Raw genomic sequence first — 26,337 nt, forward strand, 5'->3', positions numbered from 1 at the left:
TGCGGCCCGCACGCCCGAGCCCTCCGGGGCCCGGGCCCTGCACCTCCGCACGCCGCGGGACGCCCGCAGGGGCGGCCGGAGCCCACGCTCCGGCCGCCCCTTCGTCGTTCACCCCGCCCAGCGGGCCAGTGCGTCGAAGTCCGGGCGGGTCAGGCCGATCTGCTCGTCGACGCGCATCAGCAGGGCCCGCGCCGGGTGGCGCTGGTCCGCGTACTCCCGGTCCGGTTCCCCGATGTCGTCGTCGATCCAGGCGAACTCGCGGGTGCCCGCGTACTCCAGGACGTACTGCGTCTTCCAGAAGGTGCCGCGCGGGGCCCGGCCGTGCATCTGCGGCCAGTCGACGTAGGGCAGCCGCGGCAGGCCCAGGTGCGGTCCTATCCAGTCGTTCGCCTCGTCCTTCCAGGTGGTGGCCCACACCAGCTCGTACGCGTCCGCCAGCGCGAGCAGCTCCGTGCCGTGGGAAGGGTTCAGCCACACCCGCAGCGGCTTGCGGCTCTCGGCCTCCGTCCAGCCGGTCGGGCGCATCCGGTGGGTGGTGTACCCCTGCGGGCGGCGCTGGGCCCGGGCGGCGTACGGGTTCAGCGGACCGTCCACGTCGATCAGCAGCAGTGGCTTCATGGGCTGAGGATTCCTCTCCGGCTGCCCTTCGGCAGCTCATTTTTGCCCCGCGTGAGACATTGGCGTCTCATTCGGGGTATGCTTGTCTCATGGCCATGGATCGTGACCAGGTGCTCCGCGACGCCGCGGCCCTTCTCTCCCGCAAATCGACCGCCACGATGGACGAGGTCGCCCGCGCCGCAGGCATCGGGCGCGCGACCCTCCACCGGCACTTCGCCGGGCGCGACGCCCTCGTACGGGCCCTCGAAGAGCTCGGCATCCGCCGGTTCGAGGCGGCCTTCGACAACGCCCGTCTCGACGAGGGCACCGCGGTCGAGGCCCTGCGCCGGCTCGTCGCCGAGGCCGAGCGCGACGCCCAGCTGCTGGCCTTCCTCGTCACCGAGAACCAGCTCTTCGAGGGCGACCAGGTCAACGAGGGATGGGCCCGGCTCGACGCCCGGGTGGGCGCGCTCTTCCGGCGCGGCCAAGCGGAGGGCGACATCCGGATCGACCTGAGCCCCGCCTGGCTCACCGAGGCCCTCTACGGGCTCATCGGCACCTGCGCCTGGGCCGTCATGGACGGCCGGGTGGCCGCGAAGGACTTCCAGTACATGATCATCGAGCTGCTGCTCGGTGGCGCACGACGGAGCGTGGAGAAATGAGCCGCACAGCACAGCTGACCAAGGGACAGGGGACGGAGGCGAGCGGGGCCAAGGGGAGCAAGGGGCGCTGGCTGGCGCTCTCGGTGCTCGTCCTGGCGGTCCTGCTGGTCGCGGTGGACGCCACCGTACTCGGTCTCGCCACACCCTCCATCAGTGAAGACCTCAAGCCGTCCGGCACCCAGCTGCTGTGGATCGGCGACATCTACTCGTTCGTCATCGCCGGCCTGCTCGTCTCCATGGGCTCGCTCGGCGACCGCATAGGCCGCAAGAAGCTGCTCCTGGTCGGCGCCACCGCCTTCGGCGCCGTCTCCGTCCTCAACGCCTACGCCACCAGCCCCGAGATGATGATCGTGGCCCGGGCCCTGCTCGGCGTGGCCGGCGCGACGCTGATGCCCTCGACCCTCGCGCTGATCCGGAACATCTTCCACGACCCCAGGGAGCGCAGCCTCGCCATCGGCATCTGGGGCGCCACCGCCTCGGCCGGCGCGGCCGTCGGGCCCGTCGTCGGCGGAGTCCTGCTCCAGCACTTCTGGTGGGGCTCGGTCTTCCTCATCAACGTGCCCGTGATGATCGCCCTGGTCCTCGTCGGCATCAGGCTGCTGCCCGAGTCGAAGAACCCGGTCGCCGGCCCCTGGGACCTGACCAGCGTCGCCCTCTCGCTCGTCGGCGTCATCGGAGTCGTCTACGCCGTCAAGGAAATGGCCACCCACGGCATGACCTGGGGTGTCGCGGTCTCCGCCGGGCTCGGTGGCGCGGGCCTGTACGGGTTCGTGCGCCGCCAGTTCAGCCTGCCCTCGCCGCTCCTGGACATGAGGCTCTTCAAGCACCGCGGTTTCTCCGGGGCGGTCCTGGCCGACCTCCTGACCGTCTTCGGCCTCTCCGGCCTCGTCTTCTTCCTCTCCCAGTTCCTCCAGCTCGTCCAGGGCCGCGACACCCTGGAGGCGGGTCTGGCCGAACTGCCCGCCGCCATCGGCGCGGTGGTCACCGGCCTGGTCGCCGGGCGCTACGCCCGCCGGTACTCGGTACGGTCGATCGTCACCGGCGGCCTCGCGGCCATCGGGCTCGCGCTCGGCGCGCTCACCCTGATCCACAAGGAGAGCGGCTACCCGCTGCTCGGAGCGGCCCTGCTGGTCGTCGGCCTCGGCGCCGGCTTCTCCTTCACGGTCACCGCCGACGTGATCCTCTCCAGCGTCCCCAAGGAGCAGGCGGGCTCGGCCTCGGCCGTGTCCGAGACCGCGTACGAACTCGGCGCGGCCCTCGGCATCGCCCTGCTCGGCTCCATCGTCACCGGTGTCTACCAGGGCTTCACCGCCCCTGCCTCGGTCCCCGGACCGGTCGCCGACGCCGCGCACGAATCGCTGGGCGGGGCGGTCGAAGCCGCCAAGGCGCTGGACCCCGCGACGGCGCAGACGATGGTCCACGCCGCGCAGGACGCCTTCGTGGACGGGCTGCGGTTCGCCTCCGGCGTGGGTGCGGTCGTCCTGCTCGCCACCGCAGCGGCGGCCTGGTTCCTGCTCAGGGGCCAGCGGCTCCAGGACGGCATCGAGCACTGACGTACCGCCAAGGGGTGGTTTCGCGACCCGAGTTGACAGTTGATCACGGTCGCGACACCATCCCGGCGATGGAGATCAACGAGCTGACCCCGGCGGAGCGCCGCGTGTGGGAGGCCTTCCCGCGCGGGGAGGGCGTCGACTTCCGTGAAGGCCCCGGCGAGGACCCGGCCGACGGAGCCTCCTGGGGGCCCGAGCGCACCGTGCGCGCCGAGGTGATCGCCGCACTCCTGCTCGGCAACCCCGCCCCGTCCCGGCAGGTCCCCGGGATCAACGTGCGCGGCATCCGCATCACCGGGAAGCTGGACCTCAAGTACGCGGTCATCGAGCATCCGATCCGGCTCCGCGGCTGCTGGTTCGAGCGCAAACCCCAGCTGTACGGGGCCCGGCTGCGGGCACTGGTCCTGACCGACTCGGCGCTGCCGGGGCTGACGGCCTCCACCCTCAGCGTCGACATCACCCTGCGGCTCAACTGCTGTCGCGTCACGGGTCCGATCCGGCTCACGGGGGCCCGGATAGCCGGCGGCCTCTTCCTCCAGGGAGCGGTGATCCGGCAGGGCACCCTCGCCGACGAGGACGGTGAACCCCCGCTCCAGCTCAACCACGCCGAAATAGGCACCGACATCATCGCCGACGAGCTCACCGTCCACGGCCAGCTCCGGATCAACGGCGCCACCATCGCCGGCCAGATCAGCCTGGACCGGGCCCGGCTCATCAACCCCGGCGGGATCGCCCTCCACGCCGAGACCGTCTCCGTCGGAACCGACCTGCGCGGCCACCGGCTGGAGGCCGAAGGGACGGTCAACCTCACCGGCGCCCGCATCCCCGGTCAGCTGATCCTCACCCGCGCGCGCCTGGCCAACCGCGACGGAGTGGCCCTGCGGGCCAGCAGCTGCACGATCGGCGAGTTCTGGCTCAGGCTGTGCCCGCCCATCGAGGGCATCGTCAACCTGCGCCGAAGCCAGCTGGACATGCTCTACGCCGAACCCGGCGTCTGGCCGCCCGTGATCCGCACCGACGGGCTCACCTACCGGGTCCTGCACCCGCACCTGCCCGCCGAGGAGCGGCTGCCCGCGCTGGAGCGCGAGGAGTCCGGCTACCTCCCGTACGCGTACGAGCAGCTCGCGGCGGCCTACCGCACGGTCGGGGACGAGGCGGGCGCGCGCACCGTGCAGCTCGCCAAACTGCGCCGGCACCGGGGCACCCTGCCCCGGCACGCCCGGCTCTGGGGGCTGCTCCAGGACGCCACCGTCGGCTATGGGTTCCGGCCGCTGCGCGCGACCGGCTGGCTGGGGGCGCTGCTGCTGACGGGCTCGATCGCGTACGGCCTGCACCCGCCGAGGGAGCTCAAGGCCGGGGAGGCGCCGGAATTCAATCCGGTGTTCTACACGATCGACCTGATGCTGCCGATCGTCGGCTTCGGGCAGGAGTCCGCCTTCGCGCCGGGCGGCTGGTACCAGTGGCTCTCGTACGTGCTGATCGTGACCGGCTGGGTCCTCGCCACGACGACCGCCGCGGGCGTCAGCCGGTCACTCCAGCGCCAGTAGGAGCTACGCCGCCTTCGCCTTGGTGGCGTACATGTCCACGTACTCCTGGCCCGAGAGCCGCATGACCTCGGCCATCACCGAGTCCGTGACGGCGCGCAGCACGTAGCGGTCGCGGTCCATGCCCTCGTAGCGGGAGAACTCCATCGGCTCGCCGAAGCGGATGGTGACCCGGCCCGGGCGCGGCATGCCCTTGCCGCCGGGCTGGAGCTTGTCGGTGCCGATCACCGCGAAGGGGACCACGGGGGCGCCGGTCATCAGGGTCAGGCGGGCGATGCCGGTGCGGCCGCGGTAGAGGCGGCCGTCGGGGGAGCGGGTGCCCTCGGGGTAGATGCCGAAGATCTTGCCCTCTTCGAGGATGCGGCGGCCGGTCATCAGGGCGGCGACGCCGCCGTTGGCGCCGTCACGGTCGACCGGGATCATGCCGGACCCGGTGAAGAACCAGGCCATGGCGCGGCCCTTGATGCCCTTGCCCGTCACGTACTCGTCCTTGCCGATGAAGTGGACCGTACGGTCGCACACCAGCGGAAGGATCATGGAGTCGATGAAGGTGAGGTGGTTGCCCGCCAGGATCACCGGACCGGTGCCCGGGATGTTCTCGATGCCCTCCACACGGGTGCGGAACATCATGCGCATGACCGGTCCGACAGTGGCTTTGATGAGCGATGTACGGAACAACGTGAGCCCTCCGGCATCGAAACGCGATTTTCGCACCACACGGGGGTAGTGCAGGTGAGGACGATACTCGCGGGTCAGCTCCGAGTGCACATCGGGTTCACGAGGTGGATACGCAGTGTTGACGCACGTTTCCGCCATGTTCCCCGCACGCCCACCCCTTCGCCACCGGCCGCTGCCTACGATCGGCACGCCGAACCGGGCCGCCGGTGGCCCGGAGACCCCGGGTGCCGCCCGGCCCCTCAGACGACTGGAGTGGCACTCATGACGCAGGGTGGGGCAGCACGGCGCACGGTCCTGGGGGCGGCCGTCCTGGCGGCGGGCGGCGGCATGACCGGACTCTCGGCGGGATCCGCCGCCGCGGCCCCGGCGCCGTCATCGGCCGGGCAGGCGGCGGAGGAGGCCTACGCGGCCGACGTACGGCACGGCGGCGGGTACCGGGACCTCCCCGTCCCGCTGGTCATCGGCCACCGCGGGGCCAGCGGCTACCGGCCCGAGCACACCCTCGGCTCGTACCAGCTGGCCCTCGACCTGGGCGCGGACGTCGTCGAGCAGGACCTGGTGCCCACCAAGGACGGCCATCTGGTGTGCCGCCACGAGAACGAGATCGGCGGCACCACCGACGTCGCCGACCACCCCGAGTTCGCCGCGCGGCGTACGACCAAGTCGGTCGACGGGGTCGCGATCACGGGCTGGTTCACCGAGGACTTCACCCTCGCCGAACTGAAGACCCTGCGGGCGAAGGAGCGCATTCCCGCCGTCCGCCAGCGCAACACCCTCTACGACGGCCGCTGGGACGTGCCCACCTTCGAAGAGGTGCTGCGCTGGGCCGACCGCGAGGGCAAGCGGCGCGGCAAGCGCGTCTGGCTGCACGTCGAGACCAAGCACCCCACGTACTTCCGCTCCCTGGGTCTCGGCCTCGAAGAGCCCCTCGCCAAGCTGCTGCGCCGCTACGGCCGCGACGGGCGCAACGCCCCGCTCTTCCTTCAGTCCTTCGAGCCCTCCAGCATCCAGCGGCTCTCCCGGCTGGTCTCCGCCCCGCGGGTGGTCCTGCTCTCCGCCGCCGGCACCCGGCCCTGGGACTTCGAACAGGCCAAGGACCCGCGTACGGTCTCGGACCTGGTCAAGCCCGAGGGCCTGAAGTGGATCTCCGGGTTCGCCCAGGGCATCGGCCCCACCATGGACCTGATCCTCCCGCGCGACGCGTCCGGCAAGCTGTCCGCGCCGACCACGCTGGTCAGGGACGCCCACGCCCGCGGGCTGGTGCTGCACCCCTACACCGCGCGCAACGAGAACACCTTCCTGCCGGCGGAGTACCGCAAGGGCACCGACCCGAACGCCTACGGGGACGCCTTCGGCGCCTTCAAGGCGTACTTCGAACAGGGCATCGACGGCATCTTCACCGACAACGCGGACACCGGACTGCTGGCCGCCGAGGCCTTCCGCCCGGGCCGCGGCCGGTAGGCAGGGGTGGACGGCTTTCGGCCGACGCCGATGGCGGGAGCCGTCAACAGATAAGCGGAACATCACGTACGGGTGGGCTGCGCCGGGTGGGGAAACCGCCGGGCACGGCCCGCGCGTCCCGCCCGGCATGGACCTGCTGAAGGACTCCGACCTCCTGAACGAACTGGGCCCGCTGCTCTCCGCCGAGGCGGCGGCGGAGGCCCCGGGTGCGGGAGTCGAAGCCGCCGACCTGGAGCAAGCCGTCTGGGTCAGGCTGCTGGAGCACGACCCCGCCCCCGTCGAGCCGGCCCGCTGGCTGCGCCGCGCGGTACGCGCGGAAGCCCGGCTCGCCCGGCGCCGCGCCCGCCGCGAGATCCCGTACGGCTGCCGGCCCGGAAGCGCGGGCGCCGAACCCGAAGACGCCCTGCTGCACGGGGAGGAGAACCGGGCCCTCCGATCGGCCGTCGCCCGATTGCCCGGACGGTGTCCGGAGCTGATGGGGGCACTTCTTTCGCCCAGAGACCTCACCTACCGTGAAATCGCAGGAGAGTTGGGTATCTCACAAGGAAGTTTGGGACCCGTCCGTTCCCGTTGCCTGGGATGTCTGCGCAGAATGCTCGCGTCAGAGGTTGCGGCTCCTCGCCTTCGGGGAAGGGAGCGGTAGACCAACGGGCTACCAGGTGAGCGGGAGGCATGCGCACATGGGCATGAGCGTGACCATTTCGGCGGCAGCTGCCGAGGACACTGAGCAGATCCTCAAACTGCAGTACCTGGCGTTCCAGCGTGAGGCCGAGCTGTACGGCAACTACCGCATCCAGCCGCTCACCCAGACCCTGGACTCCCTCAAGGCGGAGCTGGAGTCGGACACGGTGCTCGTGGCCCGGCTCGGCGACGAAGTGGTCGGCACCGTGCGCGGCAGCGTCGACGAGGACGGCACCGGCAAGATCGCCAAGCTCTGCGTCCACCCGCGCCTGCAGGGCCACGGGCTCGGCGCCCGGCTGCTGCGCGCGGTCGAGGAGGCCCTCGCGGGCCACGCCGAGACCACGCGCTTCCGCCTGCACACCGGCCACAAGAGCGAGTCGAACCTGCGCCTGTACCGCAAGGCCGGTTACGTCCAGGTCGGCGGCCGCACCGCCTCCGACGGCGTACGCCTGGTCATCCTGGAGAAGGAGGCCGACGCGGCCGACTTCGCGGTCAGCGCCTGAAGCTCCTGACCACGCTGCCCCCGGTCGCCGGGCTCAGCGCTTGGCGCGCAGCCAGAGCATCCCGGTGATCGGCAGGATCACCGGGATGAACAGGTAGCCCATCCCGAAGTCCGACCACACGGTGGCGTCCGGGAAGGCCTCGGGGCGCACCAGCGTCCAGGCGCCCACCGCCAGTACTCCGGCCAGCTCGGCGGCGCAGCAGATCAGTGCCGCCCTGCGGGCCGTCTCCCCGCCGCGGACCAGCGAGTACGTGATGAACGCGTAGACCAGGGCCGCCGCGCCGGACAGGGAGTACGCCAGCGGCGCCCGGTCGAACTCGGTGGAGATCTGGTAGGCCGAGCGCGACAGCGCGCCCACCACCATCACCCCGTACAGCCAGACCAGCAGCAGTCCGGGTCCGGAGACCAGCCGCTTGCGTTCGCCCGGAGCGGCGCTCGTCGTGTCAGGCACCGGGAGTCCCCCAGATGTCGTAGAGGCGTACTTCGAGGACCGCGAGGACGAGTGCGCCCGCGGCCACCGTCACCGAACCCCACCTGGTCCGCTCGCTCAGCGAGAGCAGCCCGGCCGCCGGGACCGCCGCGAACGCGCCGATCAGGTAGGCCACGAAGATCACCGTGCCCTCGTCGGGCTTGCCGCCCCGGGCCAGCTCGACCACGCCGACCACCAGCTGGGCCAGGGCCAGCAGGGTCACCACGCCCATGCCGATGAAGTGCCAGTCCTTGGTGGGCTGGTCCCGCAGGGCGGCGAATCCGCACCAGGCGGCGAGGGCGAGTGCGGCCGCGCCGAGGGCGACCGTCAGGGCGTCGAGCATGCAGCGAGGGTATTACGGGCCGAAAGACCCGGTGCGCGCGCCCCTGGGGGCGGGCTTTGCCGGAAGGTATGGACCTGCACGCAGAAGCCCTGCTCTTCGACAACGACGGCACCCTCGTCTCCTCCATGGAATCCGTCGAGCGCTGCTGGAGCCGCTGGGCCCGGGAGTACGGGATCACCGGGGAGGCCCTCTCCCGGGTGGAGCTGCACGGACGCCCCGCCGCCGACGACGTCACCTGCGGCAAGCCCGACCCGGAGCCCTTCCTGCTCGCTGCCGCCCGGCTCGGGGCGGACCCGGCGCGCTGCGTGGTCTTCGAGGACGCCCCGGCGGGTCTGGCGGCCGGCCGCGCCGCCGGGATGCGGACCGTGGCCTTGACCACAACGCACACCGCCGCCGAGCTCGACGCGGACGTGGTCGTACGGGACCTTTCGGCGGTGTCCGTGCAGGTCAGCGAGGGCGGATTGGTGGTGCCCACGGATGGCCCGAGCTGACCGAAGCGTCCGGTATGCGGCCGGAATCCGTCCGCTATTCGGACAGCTTTGATCGGTGACGGGATACGTCTGCTTTACTGGGGCCCATGACCACGACGAGCAGCCGCACCCTTGCGACCGAGGCGACGATGACGCCCGGTGCTCGTTGTATGTGTCGAATGTGCGCCTTCTGAGGGCCCCTCTCCTGCGTTTCGCGCCCCGAAGCGAGACCCGGCCGAGCCCGTCCACACACCACGGACCGCTCCTGCCCCGCGCATGCGTTGACGCCGCCTCTTTGTGACGGTTCGACCCGTATCGCGTCCCCAGATGTTTGCCCCGTGCCGGCAGCCCGCTGCGCCGTGCACTCGACAGCGACGGAATTCCTGTGATCACCACATCGGGCCTCACGAAGGTCTACCAGTCCCGTGGCCGCGAGGTCACCGCCCTGGACGGCGTCGATCTGCACGTCCGCGAGGGCGAGGTCTACGGAGTCATCGGCCAGAGCGGCGCCGGCAAGTCCTCCCTGATCCGCTGCGTGAACCTGCTGGAGCGCCCCACCACCGGCACCGTGACCGTGGACGGCGTCGACCTCACCGCGCTCGCCGGCCGCGGCCGCCGCGCCGGCAAGGAGCTGCGCGAGGCCCGCAGCCGCATCGGCATGGTCTTCCAGCACTTCAACCTGCTGTCCTCGCGCACCGTCCAGGGCAACATCGAGCTGCCGCTGGAGATCCTCGGCGTCTCCAGCCGCGAGCGCTCCCGCAAGGCCCTCGAACTCCTCGACCTCGTCGGCCTGTCCGACAAGGCCAAGGCCTACCCCGGCCAGCTCTCCGGCGGCCAGAAGCAGCGCGTCGGCATCGCCCGCGCCCTCGCGGGCGACCCCAAGGTGCTCCTCTCCGACGAGGCCACCAGCGCCCTGGACCCCGAGACCACCCGCTCGATCCTCCAGCTGCTGCGCGACCTCAACCAGCAGCTCGGCCTGACCGTCCTGCTCATCACCCACGAGATGGACGTCGTCAAGACGGTCTGCGACTCGGCCGCGCTCATGAAGCGGGGCCGCATCATCGAGTCCGGCACCGTCTCCGAACTGCTCGCCACCCCCGGTTCCGAACTCGCCGGCGAGCTGTTCCCCGTCAGCGGCGCCGCCACCGGCCCCGACCGCACGGTCGTCGACGTCACGTTCCACGGCGAGGCCGCCACCCAGCCGGTCATCTCCCAGCTGTCGCGGACGTACAACATCGACATCTCGATCCTCGGCGCCGCGATGGACACCGTCGCCGGCCGCCAGATCGGCCGCATGCGCATCGAGCTGCCCGGCCGCTACGAGGACAACGTCGTGCCCGTCGGCTTCCTGCGCGAACAGGGCCTCCAGGTGGACGTCGTCGAGGAAGAGGACGCCGCCGGCTCGATCGAGAACGAACTGGCCGCACTGGTCGAGGATGGTGCCAAGTGACCTGGTCCGAGATGCAGCCCCTGCTCACCCAGGGCACGTACGACACCCTCTACATGGTGCTGTGGTCCACCCTGGCGACCGTGGCCGGCGGACTGCCCATCGGCATCCTCCTCGTCCTCACCGACAAGGGCGGCCTCCTGCAGAACCGGCCGCTCAACAAGGTCCTCGGCGTGATCGTGAACATAGGCCGCTCGCTGCCGTTCATCATCCTGCTGATCGCCCTGATCCCGGTCACCACCGCCGTCGTCGGCACCTTCATCGGCCCCACCGCCATGATCGTCCCGCTCGCCATCGGCGCCATCCCCTTCTTCGCCCGCCTCGTCGAGACGGCCGTCCGCGAGGTGGACCACGGTCTCGTCGAGGCCGTCGAGTCCATGGGCGGCGGAGTCCCCACCCTCGTCGGCAAGGTGCTCCTGCCGCAGGCCCTGCCCTCGCTGGTCGCCGCCGTCACCACCACCCTGATCACCCTGATCGGGTACTCGGCCATGGCCGGCGCGGTCGGCGGCGAAGGCCTCGGCTCCAAGGCCATCACGTACGGCTTCCAGCGCTTCGAGACCGGCTTCATGCTCGCCACCGTCGTGGTCCTGATCGCCATCGTCACGGTGATCCAGCTGATCGGCGACGGCGTGGTACGCCTGCTCGCCCGCCGCGGCCGGACAGCCTGAACCGGGCCCACCGCACCCCTGAACCCCCTTCCCGAAAGCCCGCACTTGTCGTGCTTGGGCCTCCATCCGGAAAAAGCAAGAAAGGCACTCTTCGTGCGTAAGAACATCAAGGTCACCGCCTTCGCCGCCGCCTCCGCCGCGCTCGCCCTCGGCCTCACCGCCTGCGGCAGCTCCTCGGACCCGTCCTCCACCAAGGCCGACGGCGGCAAGGTCGACGAGAGCAAGCCGCTCGTCATCGCCGCCTCCCCGAGCCCGCACGCCGACATCCTGAACTTCGTCAAGGACAAGCTGGCGGCCAAGGAGGGCCTCAAGCTGGAGGTGAAGGAGTTCACGGACTACGTGCTCCCCAACACCGCCACCGAGCAGGGCCAGGTCGACGGCAACTACTTCCAGCACAAGCCGTACCTCGACGACTTCAACAAGAAGAACGGCACCCACATCGTGCCCGTCGTGAACGTGCACCTGGAGCCGCTCGGCCTCTACTCCAAGAAGGTCAAGGCCCTCACCGACATCAAGGCCGGCCAGACGATCGCCGTCCCCAACGACACCACCAACGAGGGCCGCGCGCTCCAGCTGCTCGCCGCGAACAACCTGATCACCCTCAAGGAAGGCGTCGGCACCGCCGCCAAGCTGTCCGACATCACCGACAAGAAGGGCCTGGAGTTCAAGGAGCTGGAGGCCGCCACGGTCCCGCGCGCCCTGAACGACGTGGACGCCGCGGTCATCAACGGCAACTACGCCCTGGAGGCCAAGCTCGCGCCCGCCAAGGACGCGCTGGCCCTGGAGAAGGCCGAGGGCAACCCGTACGCCAACTTCCTCGCGGTGAAGGCCGGCAACGAGAAGGACCCGCGGATCGAGAAGCTCGCCAAGCTCCTCAACTCCGACGAGGTCAAGAAGTTCATCGAGGACAAGTACCAGGGCTCGGTCGTCCCGGCCTTCGGCGCCCCGAAGGCCTGATCCCGAACCGCTGATCGGCCCCGTACGCCCGCGGGCGTACGGGGCCGAGCGCTGCCCGCTTCCGGGCAACCCGGCCGCCACATCACACCGCCGATGCTGCATGCTGTGCCTACGGCCCGCACAAAGGTCCAGCAACGGCATGGAGCTGCGCATGACTACCACCTTCCCGGACGTCACCATCAGCACGGACCGGCTGGTGCTGCGCCCCTTCGACGGGGAGGACGTCACCGCGCTCGCCGAGATGATGAACGACGAGCACATCACCGCCTGGACCTCCGCGCCGCACCCCTACACCCATGCCGACGCCCACGCCTGGGCCACCGCGCACTCCCACGCGGAGCGCACCGAAGGCAGAGGCATCGTTTTTGCCGTCACCGAATTCCTCACCCAGCGCCTCGTCGGCATCGTGCACCTGAAGAACACCAACTGGCGCACCCGCAGCACCGAGGTCGGCTACGTCACCGCCCCCTGGGCCCGCGGCGAGGGCTACGCCAGCGAATCCGTACTCGCCGTCGCCCAGTGGCTCTTCGACGACCAGCGCTTCGAGCGCCTCGAACTGCGCACCGCCGCCGACAACACCGCCTCCCAGCAGGTGGCCCAGAAGATCGGCTGCATCAGCGAAGGCGTCCTGCGCAACGCGTGGCTGGTGCGCACCCGGTCCGAAAACGGCACCGAAGGCTCCTGGACGGAGACCCGCACCGACCTCATCGTCTGGAGCCTGCTCCCCGAGGACATCGAGGACATGGCGGAGTCGGACGGCTACAACGGCTACAACGGCCACGACGACTACGGATACGGCCGCGGCGCCCAGGCGGGCGCGAGCGGCTACGCCGTCGGCGCCGACTGGAGCTGACCGGGCCGACCCTATGACCAGGTAGTCTCACCGTGCCTGGCGCCCCGCCCGCCGGCTCCTGCCGACGAAGCTCCGCCCGCCCCCACCCCTGGAGACTGACGACGATGGCCGACCGGGTCACGGTGATCGGCTGGGACGGCTCGCCCCTGACCGCGGCCGCCCGGTCCGCGCTCTCCGCAGCCACCCTCGTGGCCGGCGCCGCCCACCACCTCGCCCTGCCCGAGGTGCCGCCCGCCGCCGAGCGCATCCGCCTGGGCAGCCTCGGACTCGCCGCCCGGCGCATCGCCGGCCACCGCGGCACCGCCGTCGTCTTCGCCGACGGGGACCCCGGCTTCTTCGGCGCCGTACGCACCCTGCGCGCCCCCGAGCACGGCCTTGAGGTCGAGGTCGTCCCCGCCGTGTCCGCCGTCGCCGCGGCCTTCGCCCGCGCCGGGATGCCCTGGGACGACGCCCAGGTCGTCGTCGCCCACCCCCGTACGCTGCGCCGCGCCGTCAACGTCTGCCGCGCGCACGGCAAGGTCGCCGTCCTGACCTCGCCCGGCGCCGGGCCCGCCGAACTCGCCCTGCTGCTCGGCGGGGTCCACCGCACCTTCGTCATCTGCGAGGAGCTCGGCACCGTCAAGGAACAGGTGACCGTCCTGACCTCCGACCGGGTCGCCGACCACAGCTGGCGCGACCCCAACGTCGTCATCGTCATCGGCGGACAGGCCGCCGCCCCCGCCGCACCCTCCGCCGCGGCCGCCGACCCGGCCTGGCTCCTCGGCCAGAACGCCGCCCACACCGGCGGACGCGGCTGGGCCCTGTCCGGGGGCGACGGAGGCGAGGGGGAGTCGGCGCCGCTGCGCGCCGCCCAGCTCGCCCGCCTCGGCCCGCGCGCCGGCGACCTCGTCTGGGACATCGGCACCGGATCCGGCGCCCTCGCGGTCGAGGCCGCCGCGTTCGGTGCCGCCGTCATCGCGGTCGACGCCGACCCGCGCGCCTGCGAACGCGCGACCGCCGCCGCCCGCAAGCGGGGCGTACAGCTCCAGGTGGTCGCCGGACGCGCACCGCACGTGCTGGAGGACCTGCCCGAACCCGACGTCGTCCGCGTCGGCGGCGGGGGAGCCGCGGTCGCCCGGGCCGTCGCCGACCGCCGCCCCGAACGGATCGTCAGCCACGCCTCCACCCGAGACGAGGCGGAGGCCATCGGCCGCGCGCTCACCGAGGGCGGCTACACCGTCGAGTGCGCGCTGCTCCAGTCGGTGGGCCTGGACACCCGCACATGGAGCGAACAGGACCGTTCCGTCGTCTTCCTCCTGGCAGCCGAACGCCCCGTGAACCGCTGAGCGGTCCCCGAGACCGCCCGGCGAGGAGCCCGGGGTAGGCTGGCCGATCGTCGTACCGCCCTGGCATCTCCGGGGGTGACGGCACCGCCGGACGCGCGACGTGGCGCAGTCCACAGCGCACCATGCCGGTTATGGCCGCCATGGTGGCTAACGAGCGCGACAATGCTTACGGGTTGTCGTGCGGGGCGTGCGCGTGACGGACACGTCGTACGGCAACCCCGCTCGGGCGCCGGGCGATCGAAGACGCACAACCGATGGGCGAGGGGTACGCATGACTGACACCGGCCAGGTACCGGGCGAGGGTCTCCCGGACAGCGCGGGCATGGTGGATCAGCAGGGCATTCCCGCTCCGGTCCAGCATCCGGGCACTGCCCCCGCCCCCGCTACCGTCCAAGGCGGCTACGCCTTCCAGGACCTCCTGGACAATCCGGCCGAGCCGGAGGACGAGGAACTGCTGCTGATGCCGAGCGGCCAGGGCGCGTGGAGCGACCCGCAGGTCGTCCCGCCGGCGCCGGTCTTCCCGGTCGACACCTCCTACGGAGACGCGCCCTACGCCGAGTACCCCGAGGCTCCGGCCGCCTACGCCGAGCCCGCCTACCCCGCGTTCCCCGACCCGTCCTACGGCGACGCCTCGTACAGCGCCGGTGCGCACGAGGCCGGCGGCCGCGATTCCGGTGCGCTCGACCTCGGCGGTCTCGTGGTCCCGCCTCCGGCCGCTGCCCCGGTCGCTCCGCCCGCGACCCCGCCCGCGCCCGCCCGCCGGCCGCTGCACATGGGCCCGCCCGTGCCCGAGGCCACCGGCGGAGTCGTACGTTCCCTCGCCGACCGGGGTCCGGCCGCGGCTCCGGTGGCGCCCGTCGTGCCCCTGGCACAGGTGGCGGCTCCCGCCGCCGCCCCGGTCGCCGCTCCGGTGGTGCCCATCCCGGTCCAGGTGGCCGGTCCGCCGACGCTGGGCCCCGAGTACCTGGACGTCCCGCGCCCCGAGGCCGCCGCCGAGGCCGTGCCGCAGCCGGGCGAGATCGCGCCGCAGGCCGGAGCCCCGTGGACGGCGGAGCCGGCGCCGGAGCCCCTGGCGGTCCCGGAGCCCGTCATGGCGCCCGAGCCCGTCATGGCGCCCGAGCCCGTCGTCGTTCCCGAGCCCGAGGTCGTTCCCGAGTCCGCCGTGGCGGTCGAGCCCGCTGTGGCGCCGGAGGCCGCTGTGGCGCCGGAGCCCGTCATGGCCCCCGAGCCCGTCATGGCCCCCGAGCCCGTGGTGGCCCCCGAGCCCGTGGTGGTGCTCGCGCCCGTCATGGCGCCCGGGGCGCCGGCGGCCGCCGAGGTCCCCGCCGTCCCGGAGGCGCCCCAGCCGGAGCCGGTCGCCGTGCCGGAGCCCGAGCAGGTCGTGCCCGCCGCTGCGGAGCCGGCGCCGGAGGCCCTCGCCGAGGCGCCCGTCGCCGCGGAACCCGTCGAGGCCCCGGCAGCGCCCGTAGCGGAGCCCGAGCCCGTCGTGGCCGCGCCCGCGGAGGCACAGGCCGCCGAGCCCGAGCCCGCGGCCCTGCCCGCGGAAGCGCCGGTCCCGGCCCCCGAGGCCGTCGAGGCCGTCGAGGTCGCCGAGCAGTCCGCCCCCGAGACCCCTGCGGCCCCCGTCGCCCTGGAGCCCGCACCGGAGACCGCCCCTGAGCCCGAGGCGGCTGCCGAGGCCGCGCCCGAGCCGCTCGCCGCGCCGGAGCCCGAGCCGGTCGCCGTACCGGCCGCCGAGCCGGCGGCCGACGCCGCCTCCGAGGCCGCCCCCGAGCAGTTCCTCGCCCTCGCACCCGTGCCGGAGCCCTCTCTGGGCGAGGCGGCCCCCGCGTACGCGGACGCCGAGCGCGAGGCCGTGCTGCGCGTCATCCGCGAGCGCCGCGACATCCGCAACGGCTTCCGCACGGACCCGATCCCGCACGAGGTGCTCCTTCGCGTCCTGGAGGCCGCGCACCACGCGCCCAGCGTGGGCCACTCCCAGCCCTGGGACTTCGTCGTCATCCGTTCGGCCGAGACCCGCCGGACCATGCACGAGCTCGCCCAGCGCCAGCGCGAGGCCTACGCGAAGTCGCTCCCCAAGGGCCGGGCGAAGCAGTTCAAGGAACTCAAGATCGAGGCCATCCTCGACACCCCGGTGAACATCGTCGTCACCGCCGACCCCACCCGGGGCGGGCGCCACACCCTCGGCCGGCACACCCAGCCGCAGATGGCCCCGTACTCCTCGGCCCTCGCCGTCGAGAACCTCTGGCTCGCCGCGCGCGCCGAAGGCCTCGGCGTCGGCTGGGTCAGCTTCTTCGACGAGCGCGAGATGGTCCGCGAGCTCGGCCTGCCGGAGCACCTGGAAGTCGTCGCGTACCTGTGCGTCGGCTACGTGGACGAGTTCCCGGAGGAGCCCGAGCTGGCGCAGGCCGGCTGGTCGCAGCGCCGGCCGCTGGCCTGGGTCGTCCACGAGGAGACGTACGGGCGCCGTGCGCTGCCCGGCGAGGCTCCGCACGACCTGCTCTCGGAGACCGTCGCCGGAATCCGCCCGCTCGACGCGAAGGCGCTGGGCGAGGCGTGGGAGCGCCAGAAGCGCATGACCAAGCCCGCCGGGGCCCTGGGCATGCTCGAAATCATCTCCGCACAGCTGTCCGGCCTCTCCCGGGTCTGCCCGCCGCCGATCCCGGAACCGGCCGCGGTCGCGATCTTCGCGGGCGACCACGGGGTGCACGCCCAGGGCGTCACCCCGTGGCCCCAGGAGGTCACCACGCAGATGGTGGCCAACTTCCTGGGCGGCGGCGCGGTCTGCAACGCGTTCGCCAACCAGGTGGGCGCCGAGGTCTGCGTGATCGACGTCGGCGTGGCCGGGGACCTCCCCGCCACCCCCGGCCTGCTCCCGCGCAAGGTCCGTCCCGGCACCGCCGATCTCTCCACGGGCCCGGCGATGACCCGCGAGGAGGCGATCGCGGCCATCGAGGTGGGCATCGAGACGGCCCGCGACCTCGTCGCGGCGGGCAACAAGGCCCTGCTGACGGGCGAGATGGGCATCGCGAACACGACGGTGTCGGCGGCCCTGATCTCGGTCTTCACCGGGGTCGACCCGGCGGAGGTCACCGGCCGGGGCACGGGCATCAACGACGAGACCCACGCCCGCAAGGTCGAGGTCGTACGCCGCGCACTGGAGCTCCACCAGCCGGACCCGGCGGACCCGATCGGCGTCCTCGCGGCCATCGGCGGCCTGGAGCACGCGGCCATCGTCGGCCTGCTCCTCGGCGGAGCCTCGCTGCGCACCCCCGTCATCCTGGACGGCGTCAGCGCGGGAGCCGCCGCCCTGGTGGCCCGGGCCATCGCCCCGGAGTCCCTCTCGGCGTGCATCGCGGGCCACCGCAGCGCGGAGCCGGGCCACGTGGCGGCCCTGAACAAGCTGGGCCTGCGTCCGCTGGTCGACCTGGACCTGCGCCTCGGCGAGGGCACGGGCGCCCTGCTGGCCCTCCCGCTGGTCCAGAGCGCGGCCCGCGCCATGCACGAGGTCGCCACCTTCGACTCGGCAGGAGTCACCGAGAAGTAGCCGGGACCCGCTGCGCGGGGCGGGTGGGGAAAGGCCCCGCGCAGCGGCGGACGTGCCGGGTCGTATCGTGGACCCGGACAGCAAAACCGCACGTCACACCCAAAGCCGCTCCAGCGCAGCAGCGGCCTGCACACACCGCCGCACCGGGAGCCGCACCGCCATGGCCGAACACTCCGCCTACCCCGTAGGACTCCGTCTCGCCGGCCGCCGCGTCGTCGTCATCGGCGGCGGCCAGGTCGCCCAGCGCCGGCTGCCCGCGCTCGTCGCGGCCGGCGCCGAGGTCCTGCTCGTCTCGCCCTCGGCCACGCCCTCCGTGGACGCCATGGCCGAGACCGGCGAGATCCGCTGGGAGCGCCGCCGCTACCGGGACGGGGACCTGGACGGTGCCTGGTACGCGCTGATCGCGACCCGCGACCGCGCCGCCAACGACGCCGCCTCCGCCGAGGCCGAGCGCCGCCGCGTCTGGTGCGTGCGCGCCGACGACGCCGAGGCGGCCACCGCCTGGACCCCGGCCACCGGCCGCGTCGAGGGCGTCACCGTAGCGGTCCTGAGCGGCAACGACCCCCGTCGCTCCGCCGCCGTCCGCGACGCGGTCGTCGAGGGCCTGCGCGACGGCTCCCTCACCAGGAACCGGCCCCGCACCCCCGGCGTCGCCCTCGTCGGCGGCGGCCCCGGCGACCCCGACCTGATCACCGTCCGCGGGCGCCGCCTCCTCGCCGAGGCGGACGTGGTCATCGCGGACCGGCTCGGCCCGCGCGACCTCCTCGACGAACTCCCGCCGCACGTCGAGGTCATCGACGCCGCGAAGATCCCGTACGGCCGCTACATGGCCCAGGAGGCCATCAACAACGCCCTGATCGAGCACGCCAAGGCCGGCAAGGCCGTGGTCCGGCTCAAGGGCGGGGACCCGTACGTCTTCGGCCGCGGCATGGAGGAGCTCCAGGCCCTCGCCGAGGCGGGCATCCCCTGCACCGTGGTCCCCGGCATCTCCAGCTCGATCTCGGTGCCCGGCGCCGTCGGCATCCCGGTCACCCACCGCGGTGTGGCGCACGAGTTCACGGTGGTCAGCGGCCACGTCGGCCCCGACGACCCGCGTTCCCTGGTGGACTGGGCCTCCCTCGCCAAGCTCACCGGCACCCTGGTGATCCTCATGGGCGTGGACAAGATCGGCCTGATCGCCGAGGCCCTGGTGCGGCACGGCCGCCCCGCCGGCACCCCCGTCGCGGTCGTCCAGGAGGGCACCACGGCCACTCAGCGCCGCGTGGACGCCACCCTCGCCACCGTCGGCGAGACCGTACGGGCGGCGGAGATCCGTCCGCCCGCGGTCATCGTGATCGGCGAGGTCGTCAACGTCGCGGCCTCCGCCGCGCCCACCGCCTGAAACACCCGCGGCCCGCACGGCCGTTGGCACCACACCCCGGACAAGGCAGTATCACCCTGTGGCTGATCTCATCACCGTCGAAGACCCCGACGACCCGCGCCTGCGCGACTACACGGGCCTGACCGACGTCGAACTCCGGCGCCGGCGCGAGCCCGCGGAAGGCCTGTTCATCGCCGAGGGCGAGAAGGTCATCAGACGCGCCAAGGACGCCGGGTACGAGATGCGCTCGATGCTGCTCTCCGCCAAGTGGGTCGACGTCATGCGCGACGTCATCGACGAGCTCCCGGCGCCGGTCTACGCCGTCACCCCGGAGCTCGCCGAACGCGTCACCGGCTACCACGTGCACCGCGGAGCCCTCGCCTCCATGCAGCGCAAGCCGCTGCCGGCGGCCGACGAGCTGCTCGCGGCGGAAGGGGCGGCCGCGGGCCACCGCATCGCCGTCTTCGAGGGCTTCGTCGACCACGCCAACCTGGGCGCCGCCTTCCGCAGCGCCGCGGCCCTCGGCATCAGCGCGATACTGCTCTCCCCGGACTGCGCGGACCCCCTCTACCGGCGCGCCATCAAGGTCTCGATGGGCTCGGTGTTCTCGGTTCCGTACGCGCGCCTGGAGCAGTGGCCCGCCGACCTGGAGAAGGTCCGCGAGGCGGGCTACCGGATCCTGGCGATGACGCCGAGCGAGAAGGCCACGCCGCTGGACCAGGTGCCGCCGGAGCGCTTCGAACGCTCGGCGATCATGCTCGGCTCCGAGGGGCACGGCCTGTCGACGTACGCGCTGCGCGCGGCCGACGAGTGGGTACGGATCCCGATGGCGGAGGGGATCGACTCCCTGAACGTGGCCGCGGCCTCGGCGGTGGCCTTCTACGCGACCCGCCCGCCCCGGACGCCGGCCCCGGCAGCCCCGGAGCTCTAGGGCTCTAGAACTTCTGGGCGGCGGCGATGCCCAGCGCCACGATCAGCGTCACCACGACGAACACGATCAGGCGCTGCCGCATCAGCCGGGGGTCCGGCCGCGAGGGGCGCCGGCCCGCTCCCGTCGTACGGGGGGCCTGCCGGCCGCCCGTACGCCCGGCCGTCGGCCGCGAGGAGGGACCGCCCGGGTTCCGCGAGGACGAGGGGCGCGGGGAAGAGGGCCGGGAGTTCGAGGGCCGCGCGTGCCCGCCGCTGTTCGGACCGCCCTGGCCCTGGCCCTGTCCATGCCCGTGGCCCTGGTCCGGTCCCTGGGGCGCGGGGGTGCCGCCCGTACGCCGCTCCGTGCGCTGGTCCGCGTACGCGTCGGCCAGCCGTCCCGTCGGCCGCTCGGCGCCCCGCGCCCGCTGCGCCGGCGGGCGCCCGTCGGACAGCCCCTGCGCCTCGCGGGCCGCGATCTCCTTCAGCCGCATCGACAGCTGGAGCGTGGTGGGCCGCTCCTCGGGATCCTTGGCCAGGCAGGCCTGTACGAGGGGCGCCAGCGCGTCCGGGACCCCGATCAGATGCGGCTCCTCGTGCACCACGCGGTACAGCATCACCTCGGAACTGCCGTGTCCGAAGGGCGAGTCGGCGGTAGCCGCGTAGGCGAGGGTGGCCCCCAGCGCGAACACGTCGGTCGCCGGGGTGACGGCGGCCCCGCGCACCTGTTCGGGAGCGAGGAAGCCGGGGGAGCCGACGGCCGTGCCCACGTGCGTGAGCGTGCTCGCACCGGTGGCCCAGGCGATGCCGAAGTCGATGATCCGGGGACCCTTGGGGGACAGAAGAATGTTCGAGGGCTTGAGATCGCGGTGGACGACCCCCGCCTCGTGCACGGCGACCAGTCCCTCGGAGAGCGCGGCCCCGATCGCGGCGATCTGCGCGGCCGTGAGGGGGCCCTCCTCGGCCACCTTGTCGTGCAGGGACGGGCCGGGCACGTACTGCGTTGCGAACCACGGGCGCTCCGCCTCCAGGTCCGCGGCCACCAGACGCGCGGTGCACCCGCCGCGGATGCGCCGGGCGGCGGACACCTCGCGCGCGAAGCGCGAGCGGAACTCCTGGTCCTCGGCCAGGTCGGGCCGGATCACCTTGAGCGCGACCCGCTGGCCGCGCCGGTCCGACCCCAGGTAGACCACGCCCATGCCGCCGGCGCCGAGCCGTCGGTGCAGCCTGAATGAGCCGACGACACGCGGGTCCTCGCGCCGGAGCCGCATCATCGCCATGTCCACCCCGCTGACCGGTCGTCCTGTTGACGTGCCACAGCTTACGGACCATCCGCCACGAGCGCTCAGAGGCCGCGCCCTCGCCGGAAGATTCGATTGTCAGTGCGGGGCAACCCACTTGAGGGTTCCTCACCCGCACGGACCCCTGTCCGTACGGCACTTGTCGGTGCGGCCAAACGGCCCTCGGACCAAGGGGATTGGGCATGCGGCGGGGGTCGTGCGCGGGGCGCGCGGAGGCCCGGAGCGCGCGCGCCGGGCGGGCGGCGCGGGGTGATCTTGTGCCTACCCCGCCGGCGGACACGCATGCGCGGGGAGTGACGGAAGTGAGCGAACTCACTACCCTCCGGTCATCCCCTCCGGGATGACCCCCACAACGGGGGAGCGGTCTCCACCCAGGGGAGTACACGCGTCGCGGTCCGTCATCCTCTTGGAGGCCTGCCAAAGGGTACGAGGGCAGGACGCCGGGGAACTTCCCCGCACCTAGTGTTGAGGACAAGCGGCGGGTGGAGCACTCGTCCCCCGAGGTCACAAGCCCGCCGCTGTCAACCGACAGGGAGAGGACCATGGCGGACATCACGCGGCACGGACGCAAGGCATTCGCGTTCAACGGCCATGAGTCCGGCACGCGCCACCCGCTGGTGGCCGCGGCCATGGTGCTCCCCCTGGCCGCCCTCCTGCTCTTCCTCTTCGGAGGATTCGACCAGGTGGCGGCACAGGCGTCGTCCGTGGGCGTGATGCTGGGGCGCTGAGCGGCGCCCCGGGTCCGGGAGAGCGGCCCGGGCCGGGACATCGGCCTGTCGAACCCCGTGGGGACGGGGGCGCGACGGACGGCAGGTGAAGGGTGCTGCCCGTACGACTGGGGAGTCGGACGGGCAGCACCCTTTTTCATGTCCACCCACGCGGCCGTCCGCCGCTTCACGCGCCCCCGGGGTTCCGTAATCTGCTTCCGAGAAGCCAGCGACGGGAGCCGTGGAGCCGCGATGAACCAGGAGCCACTGCCCGCCGCCCTCGCGGCGTACGCCGGTGCGGGGGAGCGGGGCACCCCTTACGAGCTGCTCGCCGAGCGCGAGGACGGGACCGTCGTGCGCTGCGGCGAGATCGTCGCCAAGGCGCACGCCGAGGACAGCGACCGTGCGGGCCTGGCCGTACGGATGCGGATCGCCGCGGACGAGGCGCTGGCCGGGGTGCTGCTGGCCCCGCTGCGCCCCGAGGTCGGCGACCTCGGCGGCCGGCCGGTCTCCCTGTGGCCGTACGGGGCTCCGGTCGACCCGGAGCGGCCCGAGGACGCCCCCTGGGAGGCGGCCGGGCGGCTGCTGGCGGCCCTGCACCAGATCCCCCTGCACCGGCTGCCCGGCCCGGTCCCCCCGATGCGGGGCCCGGCCAAACTCGCCCGCGCCCTGCGCCGCCTGTCCCGGGCCACGGCTTCCGGCGCGGTCCGGGGCCGGGACGCCGTCCGGAGCGCCGACGGCGCCCGGAGCGCCGGCGGGACGCGGCCCGGGACCGCGCTCGTGCCCGGCCCCGCCGAGGGGCGGCCGGCCGGCGACCTCGTACGGGCCGCCGCGCGGACCCTGCCGGCCTGGGTGCGGGGAGAGGCCCCGGCGCCCCGGGGCGGGGCCCTGTGCCACGGGGACCTGCACCTGGGGCAGTTGGTGAGGGGGCCCGGCCCGGACGGGGGCTGGCGGCTCATCGACGTGGACGACCTCGGCATCGGGACCCCCGCCTGGGACCTGGCCCGGCCGGCCGCCTGGTATGCCGCCGGGCTGCTGGACACCGGCGCCTGGGTCCGCTTCCTCGACTCCTACCGCGCCGCGGGCGGCCCCGCGGCCGGGCCGCCCGGCTCCGACCCCTGGCCGGAACTGGACCTCGCCGCCCGGGCCCTGACCGTGCAGACCGCCGCCCTCGCCCTGGCCAAATCGGCAGAAAGCCGACGTCGACTGGAGGACGTGGAGCGGCTGATGGTGGAGTCCTGTGCCCGAATTGCGTCCCTCCCGCCCGACTTGGAGCCGCAGGCTCCGTCGTAGGGTGAGCTTCACGCCACCGGGCATGCATCCGGTGTCGAAGCAGACGGCGAGGAGTTGATCCGGTCATGCAGTGTCCGAAGTGTCACGCGATGATGCACACCTACAACCGCAACGGTGTCCAGATCGAGCAGTGCAGCAACTGCCGCGGCATCTTCCTCGACTACGGCGAGCTGGAGGCGCTGACCCGCCTGGAATCCCAGTACACCGGCGGCCAGTACGGCCAGGTCCCGCCGCCCGCCGCGCCCCCGGCCCCCTACCCGGCCGCGCACGCCCCCGCCCCCGCCTGGGGCGCCCCGCACCACGGCGGTCACGGCCACGGCCACCACGGCCACCACAAGGGCGGCTTCGGCCGGATGCTCTTCTCCTCCTGAGCCGCGGCCGGTGCGGCCCGGGCCGCACCGGCAACGCGGAAGCCCCGGCCGTGGGAACGGCCGGGGCTTCCGGAGGTGGTGCGCGATACTGGGATTGAACCAGTGACCTCTTCCGTGTCAGGGAAGCGCTCTCCCGCTGAGCTAATCGCGCGGGACCGCGGTGCAAGACCGCAGTTCAAGCAGGTGGTGCGTGTACTGCGTGCGCGATACTGGGATTGAACCAGTGACCTCTTCCGTGTCAGGGAAGCGCTCTCCCGCTGAGCTAATCGCGCGGGGGTCCTTGCGGACCAGTGGACGATACTGGGATTGAACCAGTGACCTCTTCCGTGTCAGGGAAGCGCTCTCCCGCTGAGCTAATCGTCCTTGGAGGTGGAGACGGGATTTGAACCCGTGTAGACGGCTTTGCAGGCCGTTGCCTCGCCTCTCGGCCACTCCACCTGGAGCTGCAGGGGTTCTCGGGAAGATCCCCCACTTCGAGCGGACGACGAGACTCGAACTCGCGACATCCACCTTGGCAAGGTGGTGCTCTACCAACTGAGCTACGTCCGCAGGTCACCGTGTTCGCTCCGGGGTTTTCCCCCTTCGCTCCCTGGCGACGTGTTGAACTCTAGCGGATTCCCGGGCCAGCTCAAAAACGCGTTTCCGCAGCGTGCTGCCGCTCGATCACCACCGGTCACCCGGCAGTCACCTCTCCGGCGCCGAGGCGTCACCGGTCATAGACTCGCAGCCGTGCACGACCTGCTTCCCCTGGCCCGCTTCGGCGGCCTCCTCGCGACCGACCTCCGAGACGTCACCAGCGACCCCTCCGCCCTCGACTCGACGGGCTTCTGGGCGGTCGCCGCAGACTTCGAGGGCCGGCTGGTCTGCGCCCGCTTCGGCGACATACGCCCCGACCCCGTCCCGGCGCCCGTCCCGGGGGCCTGGCGCGGCCCCGCCGCCGACCAGTGGTCCTCCTCCCTCGACCGCACGGCCTACACGGCCGGCGTACGCCGCATCCGCGAGCACATCGCCGCCGGGGAGGTCTACCAGGCCAACCTCTGCCGCGTGATGTCCGCGCCGCTGCCCGACCCCGACCGGGCCGACGTCGACGCCCTCACGGCGCTGCTCGCCCGCGGCAACCCGGCCCCGTACGCAGGAACGATTCGGCTCCCGGCCCACGGGGTGGAGATCGCCACCGCCTCCCCCGAGCTGTACCTGCGCCGGGCCGGCCGCCACGTGGAATCGGGCCCGATCAAGGGGACAGGCCGGACCGCCGCCGACCTCCTGCCCAAGGACCACGCCGAGAACGTCATGATCGTGGACCTCGTACGCAACGACCTCGGACGGGTCTGCGCCACCGGATCCGTCACCGTGCCCGAGCTCTGCGCCGTCGAGGAGCACCCGGGCCTGGTCCACCTCGTCTCCACCGTCAGCGGCGAACTCGCCGCGGGCGCCGGATGGCCCGAGCTCCTCGCCGCCACCTTCCCGCCCGGCTCCGTCACCGGCGCCCCCAAGTCCTCGGCGCTGCGGATCATCGAGGCCCTGGAGACCGCGCCCCGCGGCCCCTATTGCGGGGGCATCGGCTGGGTCGACGCCGACCGCGGCACCGCCGAGCTCGCCGTCGGCATCCGCACCTTCTGGATCGACCGCCGCCGGCCCGGCGGCCCGAGCCTGCTCTTCGGCACCGGCGCCGGCATCACCTGGGGCTCCGACCCCGACCGCGAATGGGCCGAGACGGAACTGAAGGCCGCCCGGTTGCTCCGGGTAGCGTCGGGAACCCATGAGGTGACCGGCACCCCTGGGTGAGCGGAGGGATCGTACGGTGAGGATCTGGCTCGACGGCGCGCTGCGGAACGCCGACAGCGCACAGGTGTCCGTCTTCGACCACGGGCTGACCGTGGGCGACGGAGTGTTCGAGACCGTGAAGGCGGAGCGCGGCACTGCCTTCGCGCTCACCCGGCACGTGGACCGGCTGACCCGCTCGGCCCGCGGCCTCGGACTGGCCGACCCCGACCCGGACGAGGTGCGCCGGGCCTGCGCGGCCGTCCTGGAGGCCAACCCGCTGCCGCTCGCCCGCATGCGCATCACCTACACCGGCGGTGTGTCACCGCTCGGCTCCGACCGCGGGGACCGCGGCCCCACCCTCGTGGTGGCCGTCGCCGAGGAGGTCCGCAGGCCGGACACCACCGCCGTGATCACCGTGCCCTGGGTGCGCAACGAGCGCTCCGCCGTGGCGGGCCTGAAGACCACCTCGTACGCGGAGAACGTCGTCGCGCTGGCCGCCGCCCACCGGGCCGGGGCCTCCGAGGCCCTGTTCGCGAACACCGTCGGACGGCTCTGCGAGGGCACCGGCTCCAACGTGTTCGTCGTCCTCGACGGGGAGCTGCACACCCCGCCCCTCGCCTCCGGCTGCCTCGCCGGAATCACCCGGGCCCTCGTTCTGGAGTGGGCCGGGGCCAAGGAGACGGACCTGCCCTTCGAGGCACTGGAACAGGCCGAGGAGATCTTCCTGACCTCCACGCTGCGCGACGTGCAGGCCGTCCACCGGGTCGACGGACGCGCCACCGTCGCGGCCGTGCCGGGACCCGTCACGGCCGAGGCCATGCGGATCTTCGAGGCGCGCGCCGGCGCGGACCTCGACCCCTGAGCCGGTCGATCCGCCCGCA

At 72.9% G+C, this 26,337-nt stretch carries 25 protein-coding genes and 5 tRNA genes; 20 read left to right on the forward strand and 10 right to left on the reverse strand.

Annotation, left to right across the window (positions count from 1 at the left end):
- Positions 1-108 precede the first annotated feature (108 nt).
- Positions 109-618, reverse strand: coding sequence for an HAD domain-containing protein (locus ACFYXV_RS21295; protein ID WP_385470432.1), 510 nt, complete (start codon positions 616-618; stop codon positions 109-111).
- 89 nt (positions 619-707) lie between these two features.
- Between ACFYXV_RS21295 and ACFYXV_RS21300 the strand changes: the two genes are divergently transcribed.
- From ACFYXV_RS21300 to ACFYXV_RS21310, 3 genes are all read left to right on the forward strand, one after another.
- Positions 708-1,259, forward strand: a complete 552-nt coding sequence (locus ACFYXV_RS21300; RefSeq protein ID WP_385470430.1) for a TetR/AcrR family transcriptional regulator — start codon at positions 708-710, stop codon at positions 1,257-1,259.
- A complete protein-coding gene (locus ACFYXV_RS21305; RefSeq protein ID WP_385470428.1) occupies positions 1,256-2,812 on the forward strand; it encodes an MFS transporter in 1,557 nt (518 codons plus the stop codon). Before ACFYXV_RS21300 ends, ACFYXV_RS21305 begins: the two co-directional genes overlap by 4 nt.
- 68 nt (positions 2,813-2,880) lie before the next feature.
- Positions 2,881-4,356: a membrane-associated oxidoreductase gene (locus ACFYXV_RS21310; protein ID WP_389383751.1), complete on the forward strand. Its 1,476-nt coding sequence runs from the start codon at positions 2,881-2,883 to the stop codon at positions 4,354-4,356.
- Positions 4,357-4,359: 3 nt separating this feature from the next.
- On the opposite strand, the gene ACFYXV_RS21315 is transcribed toward ACFYXV_RS21310, so the two are convergent.
- Positions 4,360-4,989 (reverse strand): lysophospholipid acyltransferase family protein, encoded by a 630-nt coding sequence (locus ACFYXV_RS21315; protein WP_376135529.1) that lies wholly within the window; start codon positions 4,987-4,989, stop codon positions 4,360-4,362.
- 303 nt (positions 4,990-5,292) lie between these two features.
- On the opposite strand from ACFYXV_RS21315, the gene ACFYXV_RS21320 reads away from it, so the two are divergent.
- From ACFYXV_RS21320 to ACFYXV_RS21330, 3 genes are all read left to right on the forward strand, one after another.
- Positions 5,293-6,492 (forward strand): glycerophosphodiester phosphodiesterase, encoded by a 1,200-nt coding sequence (locus ACFYXV_RS21320; RefSeq protein WP_389383752.1) that lies wholly within the window; start codon positions 5,293-5,295, stop codon positions 6,490-6,492.
- Positions 6,493-6,619: 127 nt separating this feature from the next.
- The gene (locus ACFYXV_RS21325; RefSeq protein ID WP_383341651.1) at positions 6,620-7,135 is read left to right on the forward strand and encodes a sigma-70 family RNA polymerase sigma factor; all 516 of its coding nucleotides are present in this window, start codon (positions 6,620-6,622) and stop codon (positions 7,133-7,135) included.
- 37 nt (positions 7,136-7,172) lie between these two features.
- Entirely contained in the window at positions 7,173-7,676 is a 504-nt protein-coding gene (locus ACFYXV_RS21330) for a GNAT family N-acetyltransferase (protein WP_048479512.1), read from the forward strand.
- A gap of 33 nt (positions 7,677-7,709) precedes the next feature.
- Here the strand turns inward: ACFYXV_RS21330 and ACFYXV_RS21335 are convergent, their stop codons facing one another.
- Positions 7,710-8,126: a hypothetical protein gene (locus ACFYXV_RS21335; protein WP_383341654.1), complete on the reverse strand. Its 417-nt coding sequence runs from the start codon at positions 8,124-8,126 to the stop codon at positions 7,710-7,712.
- A complete protein-coding gene (locus ACFYXV_RS21340) occupies positions 8,119-8,487 on the reverse strand; it encodes a hypothetical protein (RefSeq protein ID WP_385470421.1) in 369 nt (122 codons plus the stop codon). The genes ACFYXV_RS21335 and ACFYXV_RS21340 overlap by 8 nt, the downstream gene beginning before the upstream one ends.
- Before the next feature lie 68 nt (positions 8,488-8,555).
- Between ACFYXV_RS21340 and ACFYXV_RS21345 the strand changes: the two genes are divergently transcribed.
- From ACFYXV_RS21345 to ACFYXV_RS21385, 9 genes are all read left to right on the forward strand, one after another.
- Entirely contained in the window at positions 8,556-8,978 is a 423-nt protein-coding gene (locus ACFYXV_RS21345; RefSeq protein WP_389383753.1) for an HAD-IA family hydrolase, read from the forward strand.
- 364 nt (positions 8,979-9,342) lie between these two features.
- On the forward strand, positions 9,343-10,407 hold the full coding sequence (locus ACFYXV_RS21350; RefSeq protein WP_389383754.1) for a methionine ABC transporter ATP-binding protein: 1,065 nt from the start codon (positions 9,343-9,345) through the stop codon (positions 10,405-10,407).
- A complete protein-coding gene (locus ACFYXV_RS21355) occupies positions 10,404-11,072 on the forward strand; it encodes a methionine ABC transporter permease (protein WP_382989274.1) in 669 nt (222 codons plus the stop codon). Before ACFYXV_RS21350 ends, ACFYXV_RS21355 begins: the two co-directional genes overlap by 4 nt.
- Positions 11,073-11,165: 93 nt before the next feature.
- Entirely contained in the window at positions 11,166-12,029 is an 864-nt protein-coding gene (locus tag ACFYXV_RS21360; protein WP_382989276.1) for a MetQ/NlpA family ABC transporter substrate-binding protein, read from the forward strand.
- Between the two features lie 151 nt (positions 12,030-12,180).
- Complete coding sequence (locus ACFYXV_RS21365; protein ID WP_389383755.1) at positions 12,181-12,882, forward strand: GNAT family N-acetyltransferase; 702 nt, start codon at positions 12,181-12,183, stop codon at positions 12,880-12,882.
- A gap of 104 nt (positions 12,883-12,986) precedes the next feature.
- Positions 12,987-14,207 carry a precorrin-6y C5,15-methyltransferase (decarboxylating) subunit CbiE gene (gene cbiE, locus ACFYXV_RS21370; RefSeq protein ID WP_389383756.1) on the forward strand — a complete coding sequence of 407 codons (1,221 nt, stop codon included), beginning with the start codon at positions 12,987-12,989 and terminating at the stop codon, positions 14,205-14,207.
- 271 nt (positions 14,208-14,478) lie between these two features.
- Complete coding sequence (gene cobT / locus ACFYXV_RS21375) at positions 14,479-17,754, forward strand: nicotinate-nucleotide--dimethylbenzimidazole phosphoribosyltransferase (RefSeq protein ID WP_389383757.1); 3,276 nt, start codon at positions 14,479-14,481, stop codon at positions 17,752-17,754.
- A 160-nt stretch (positions 17,755-17,914) separates the two neighbouring features.
- Positions 17,915-19,135 carry a uroporphyrinogen-III C-methyltransferase gene (cobA, locus tag ACFYXV_RS21380; RefSeq protein ID WP_385470407.1) on the forward strand — a complete coding sequence of 407 codons (1,221 nt, stop codon included), beginning with the start codon at positions 17,915-17,917 and terminating at the stop codon, positions 19,133-19,135.
- Between the two features lie 58 nt (positions 19,136-19,193).
- Positions 19,194-20,045: a TrmH family RNA methyltransferase gene (locus ACFYXV_RS21385; RefSeq protein WP_385470405.1), complete on the forward strand. Its 852-nt coding sequence runs from the start codon at positions 19,194-19,196 to the stop codon at positions 20,043-20,045.
- Between the two features lie 4 nt (positions 20,046-20,049).
- Here the strand turns inward: ACFYXV_RS21385 and ACFYXV_RS21390 are convergent, their stop codons facing one another.
- Positions 20,050-21,300 carry a serine/threonine-protein kinase gene (locus ACFYXV_RS21390; protein WP_389383758.1) on the reverse strand — a complete coding sequence of 417 codons (1,251 nt, stop codon included), beginning with the start codon at positions 21,298-21,300 and terminating at the stop codon, positions 20,050-20,052.
- A gap of 563 nt (positions 21,301-21,863) precedes the next feature.
- Here ACFYXV_RS21390 and ACFYXV_RS21395 point away from each other — a divergent pair.
- The 3 genes from ACFYXV_RS21395 (at position 21,864) to ACFYXV_RS21405 (ending at position 23,692) form a co-directional block, all read left to right on the forward strand.
- The gene (locus ACFYXV_RS21395) at positions 21,864-22,049 is read left to right on the forward strand and encodes a hypothetical protein (RefSeq protein WP_030157329.1); all 186 of its coding nucleotides are present in this window, start codon (positions 21,864-21,866) and stop codon (positions 22,047-22,049) included.
- Between the two features lie 231 nt (positions 22,050-22,280).
- Positions 22,281-23,321, forward strand: a complete 1,041-nt coding sequence (locus ACFYXV_RS21400) for a phosphotransferase family protein (protein WP_385470400.1) — start codon at positions 22,281-22,283, stop codon at positions 23,319-23,321.
- 65 nt (positions 23,322-23,386) lie between these two features.
- Complete coding sequence (locus ACFYXV_RS21405; protein ID WP_030157333.1) at positions 23,387-23,692, forward strand: zf-TFIIB domain-containing protein; 306 nt, start codon at positions 23,387-23,389, stop codon at positions 23,690-23,692.
- A 76-nt stretch (positions 23,693-23,768) separates the two neighbouring features.
- Here ACFYXV_RS21405 and ACFYXV_RS21410 read toward each other — a convergent pair.
- The 5 genes from ACFYXV_RS21410 to ACFYXV_RS21430 form a co-directional block, all read right to left on the reverse strand.
- Positions 23,769-23,843 (reverse strand) — tRNA-Val (locus ACFYXV_RS21410).
- A gap of 49 nt (positions 23,844-23,892) precedes the next feature.
- A tRNA-Val gene (locus ACFYXV_RS21415) sits at positions 23,893-23,964 on the reverse strand.
- A gap of 19 nt (positions 23,965-23,983) precedes the next feature.
- A tRNA-Val gene (locus ACFYXV_RS21420) sits at positions 23,984-24,055 on the reverse strand.
- Between the two features lies 1 nt (position 24,056).
- Positions 24,057-24,130: transfer RNA gene (locus ACFYXV_RS21425), tRNA-Cys, on the reverse strand.
- A gap of 38 nt (positions 24,131-24,168) precedes the next feature.
- Positions 24,169-24,241, reverse strand: a tRNA-Gly gene (locus ACFYXV_RS21430).
- 180 nt (positions 24,242-24,421) lie between these two features.
- Here ACFYXV_RS21430 and ACFYXV_RS21435 point away from each other — a divergent pair.
- Both ACFYXV_RS21435 and ACFYXV_RS21440 read left to right on the forward strand, forming a co-directional pair.
- The gene (locus ACFYXV_RS21435) at positions 24,422-25,477 is read left to right on the forward strand and encodes a chorismate-binding protein (protein WP_385470398.1); all 1,056 of its coding nucleotides are present in this window, start codon (positions 24,422-24,424) and stop codon (positions 25,475-25,477) included.
- Between the two features lie 16 nt (positions 25,478-25,493).
- Positions 25,494-26,318 carry an aminotransferase class IV gene (locus ACFYXV_RS21440; RefSeq protein WP_385470396.1) on the forward strand — a complete coding sequence of 275 codons (825 nt, stop codon included), beginning with the start codon at positions 25,494-25,496 and terminating at the stop codon, positions 26,316-26,318.
- Positions 26,319-26,337: the final 19 nt, after the last annotated feature.

It is taken from the genome of Streptomyces sp. NPDC002181 (assembly GCF_042890485.1).
Taxonomy (GTDB): Bacteria; Actinomycetota; Actinomycetes; order Streptomycetales; family Streptomycetaceae; genus Streptomyces.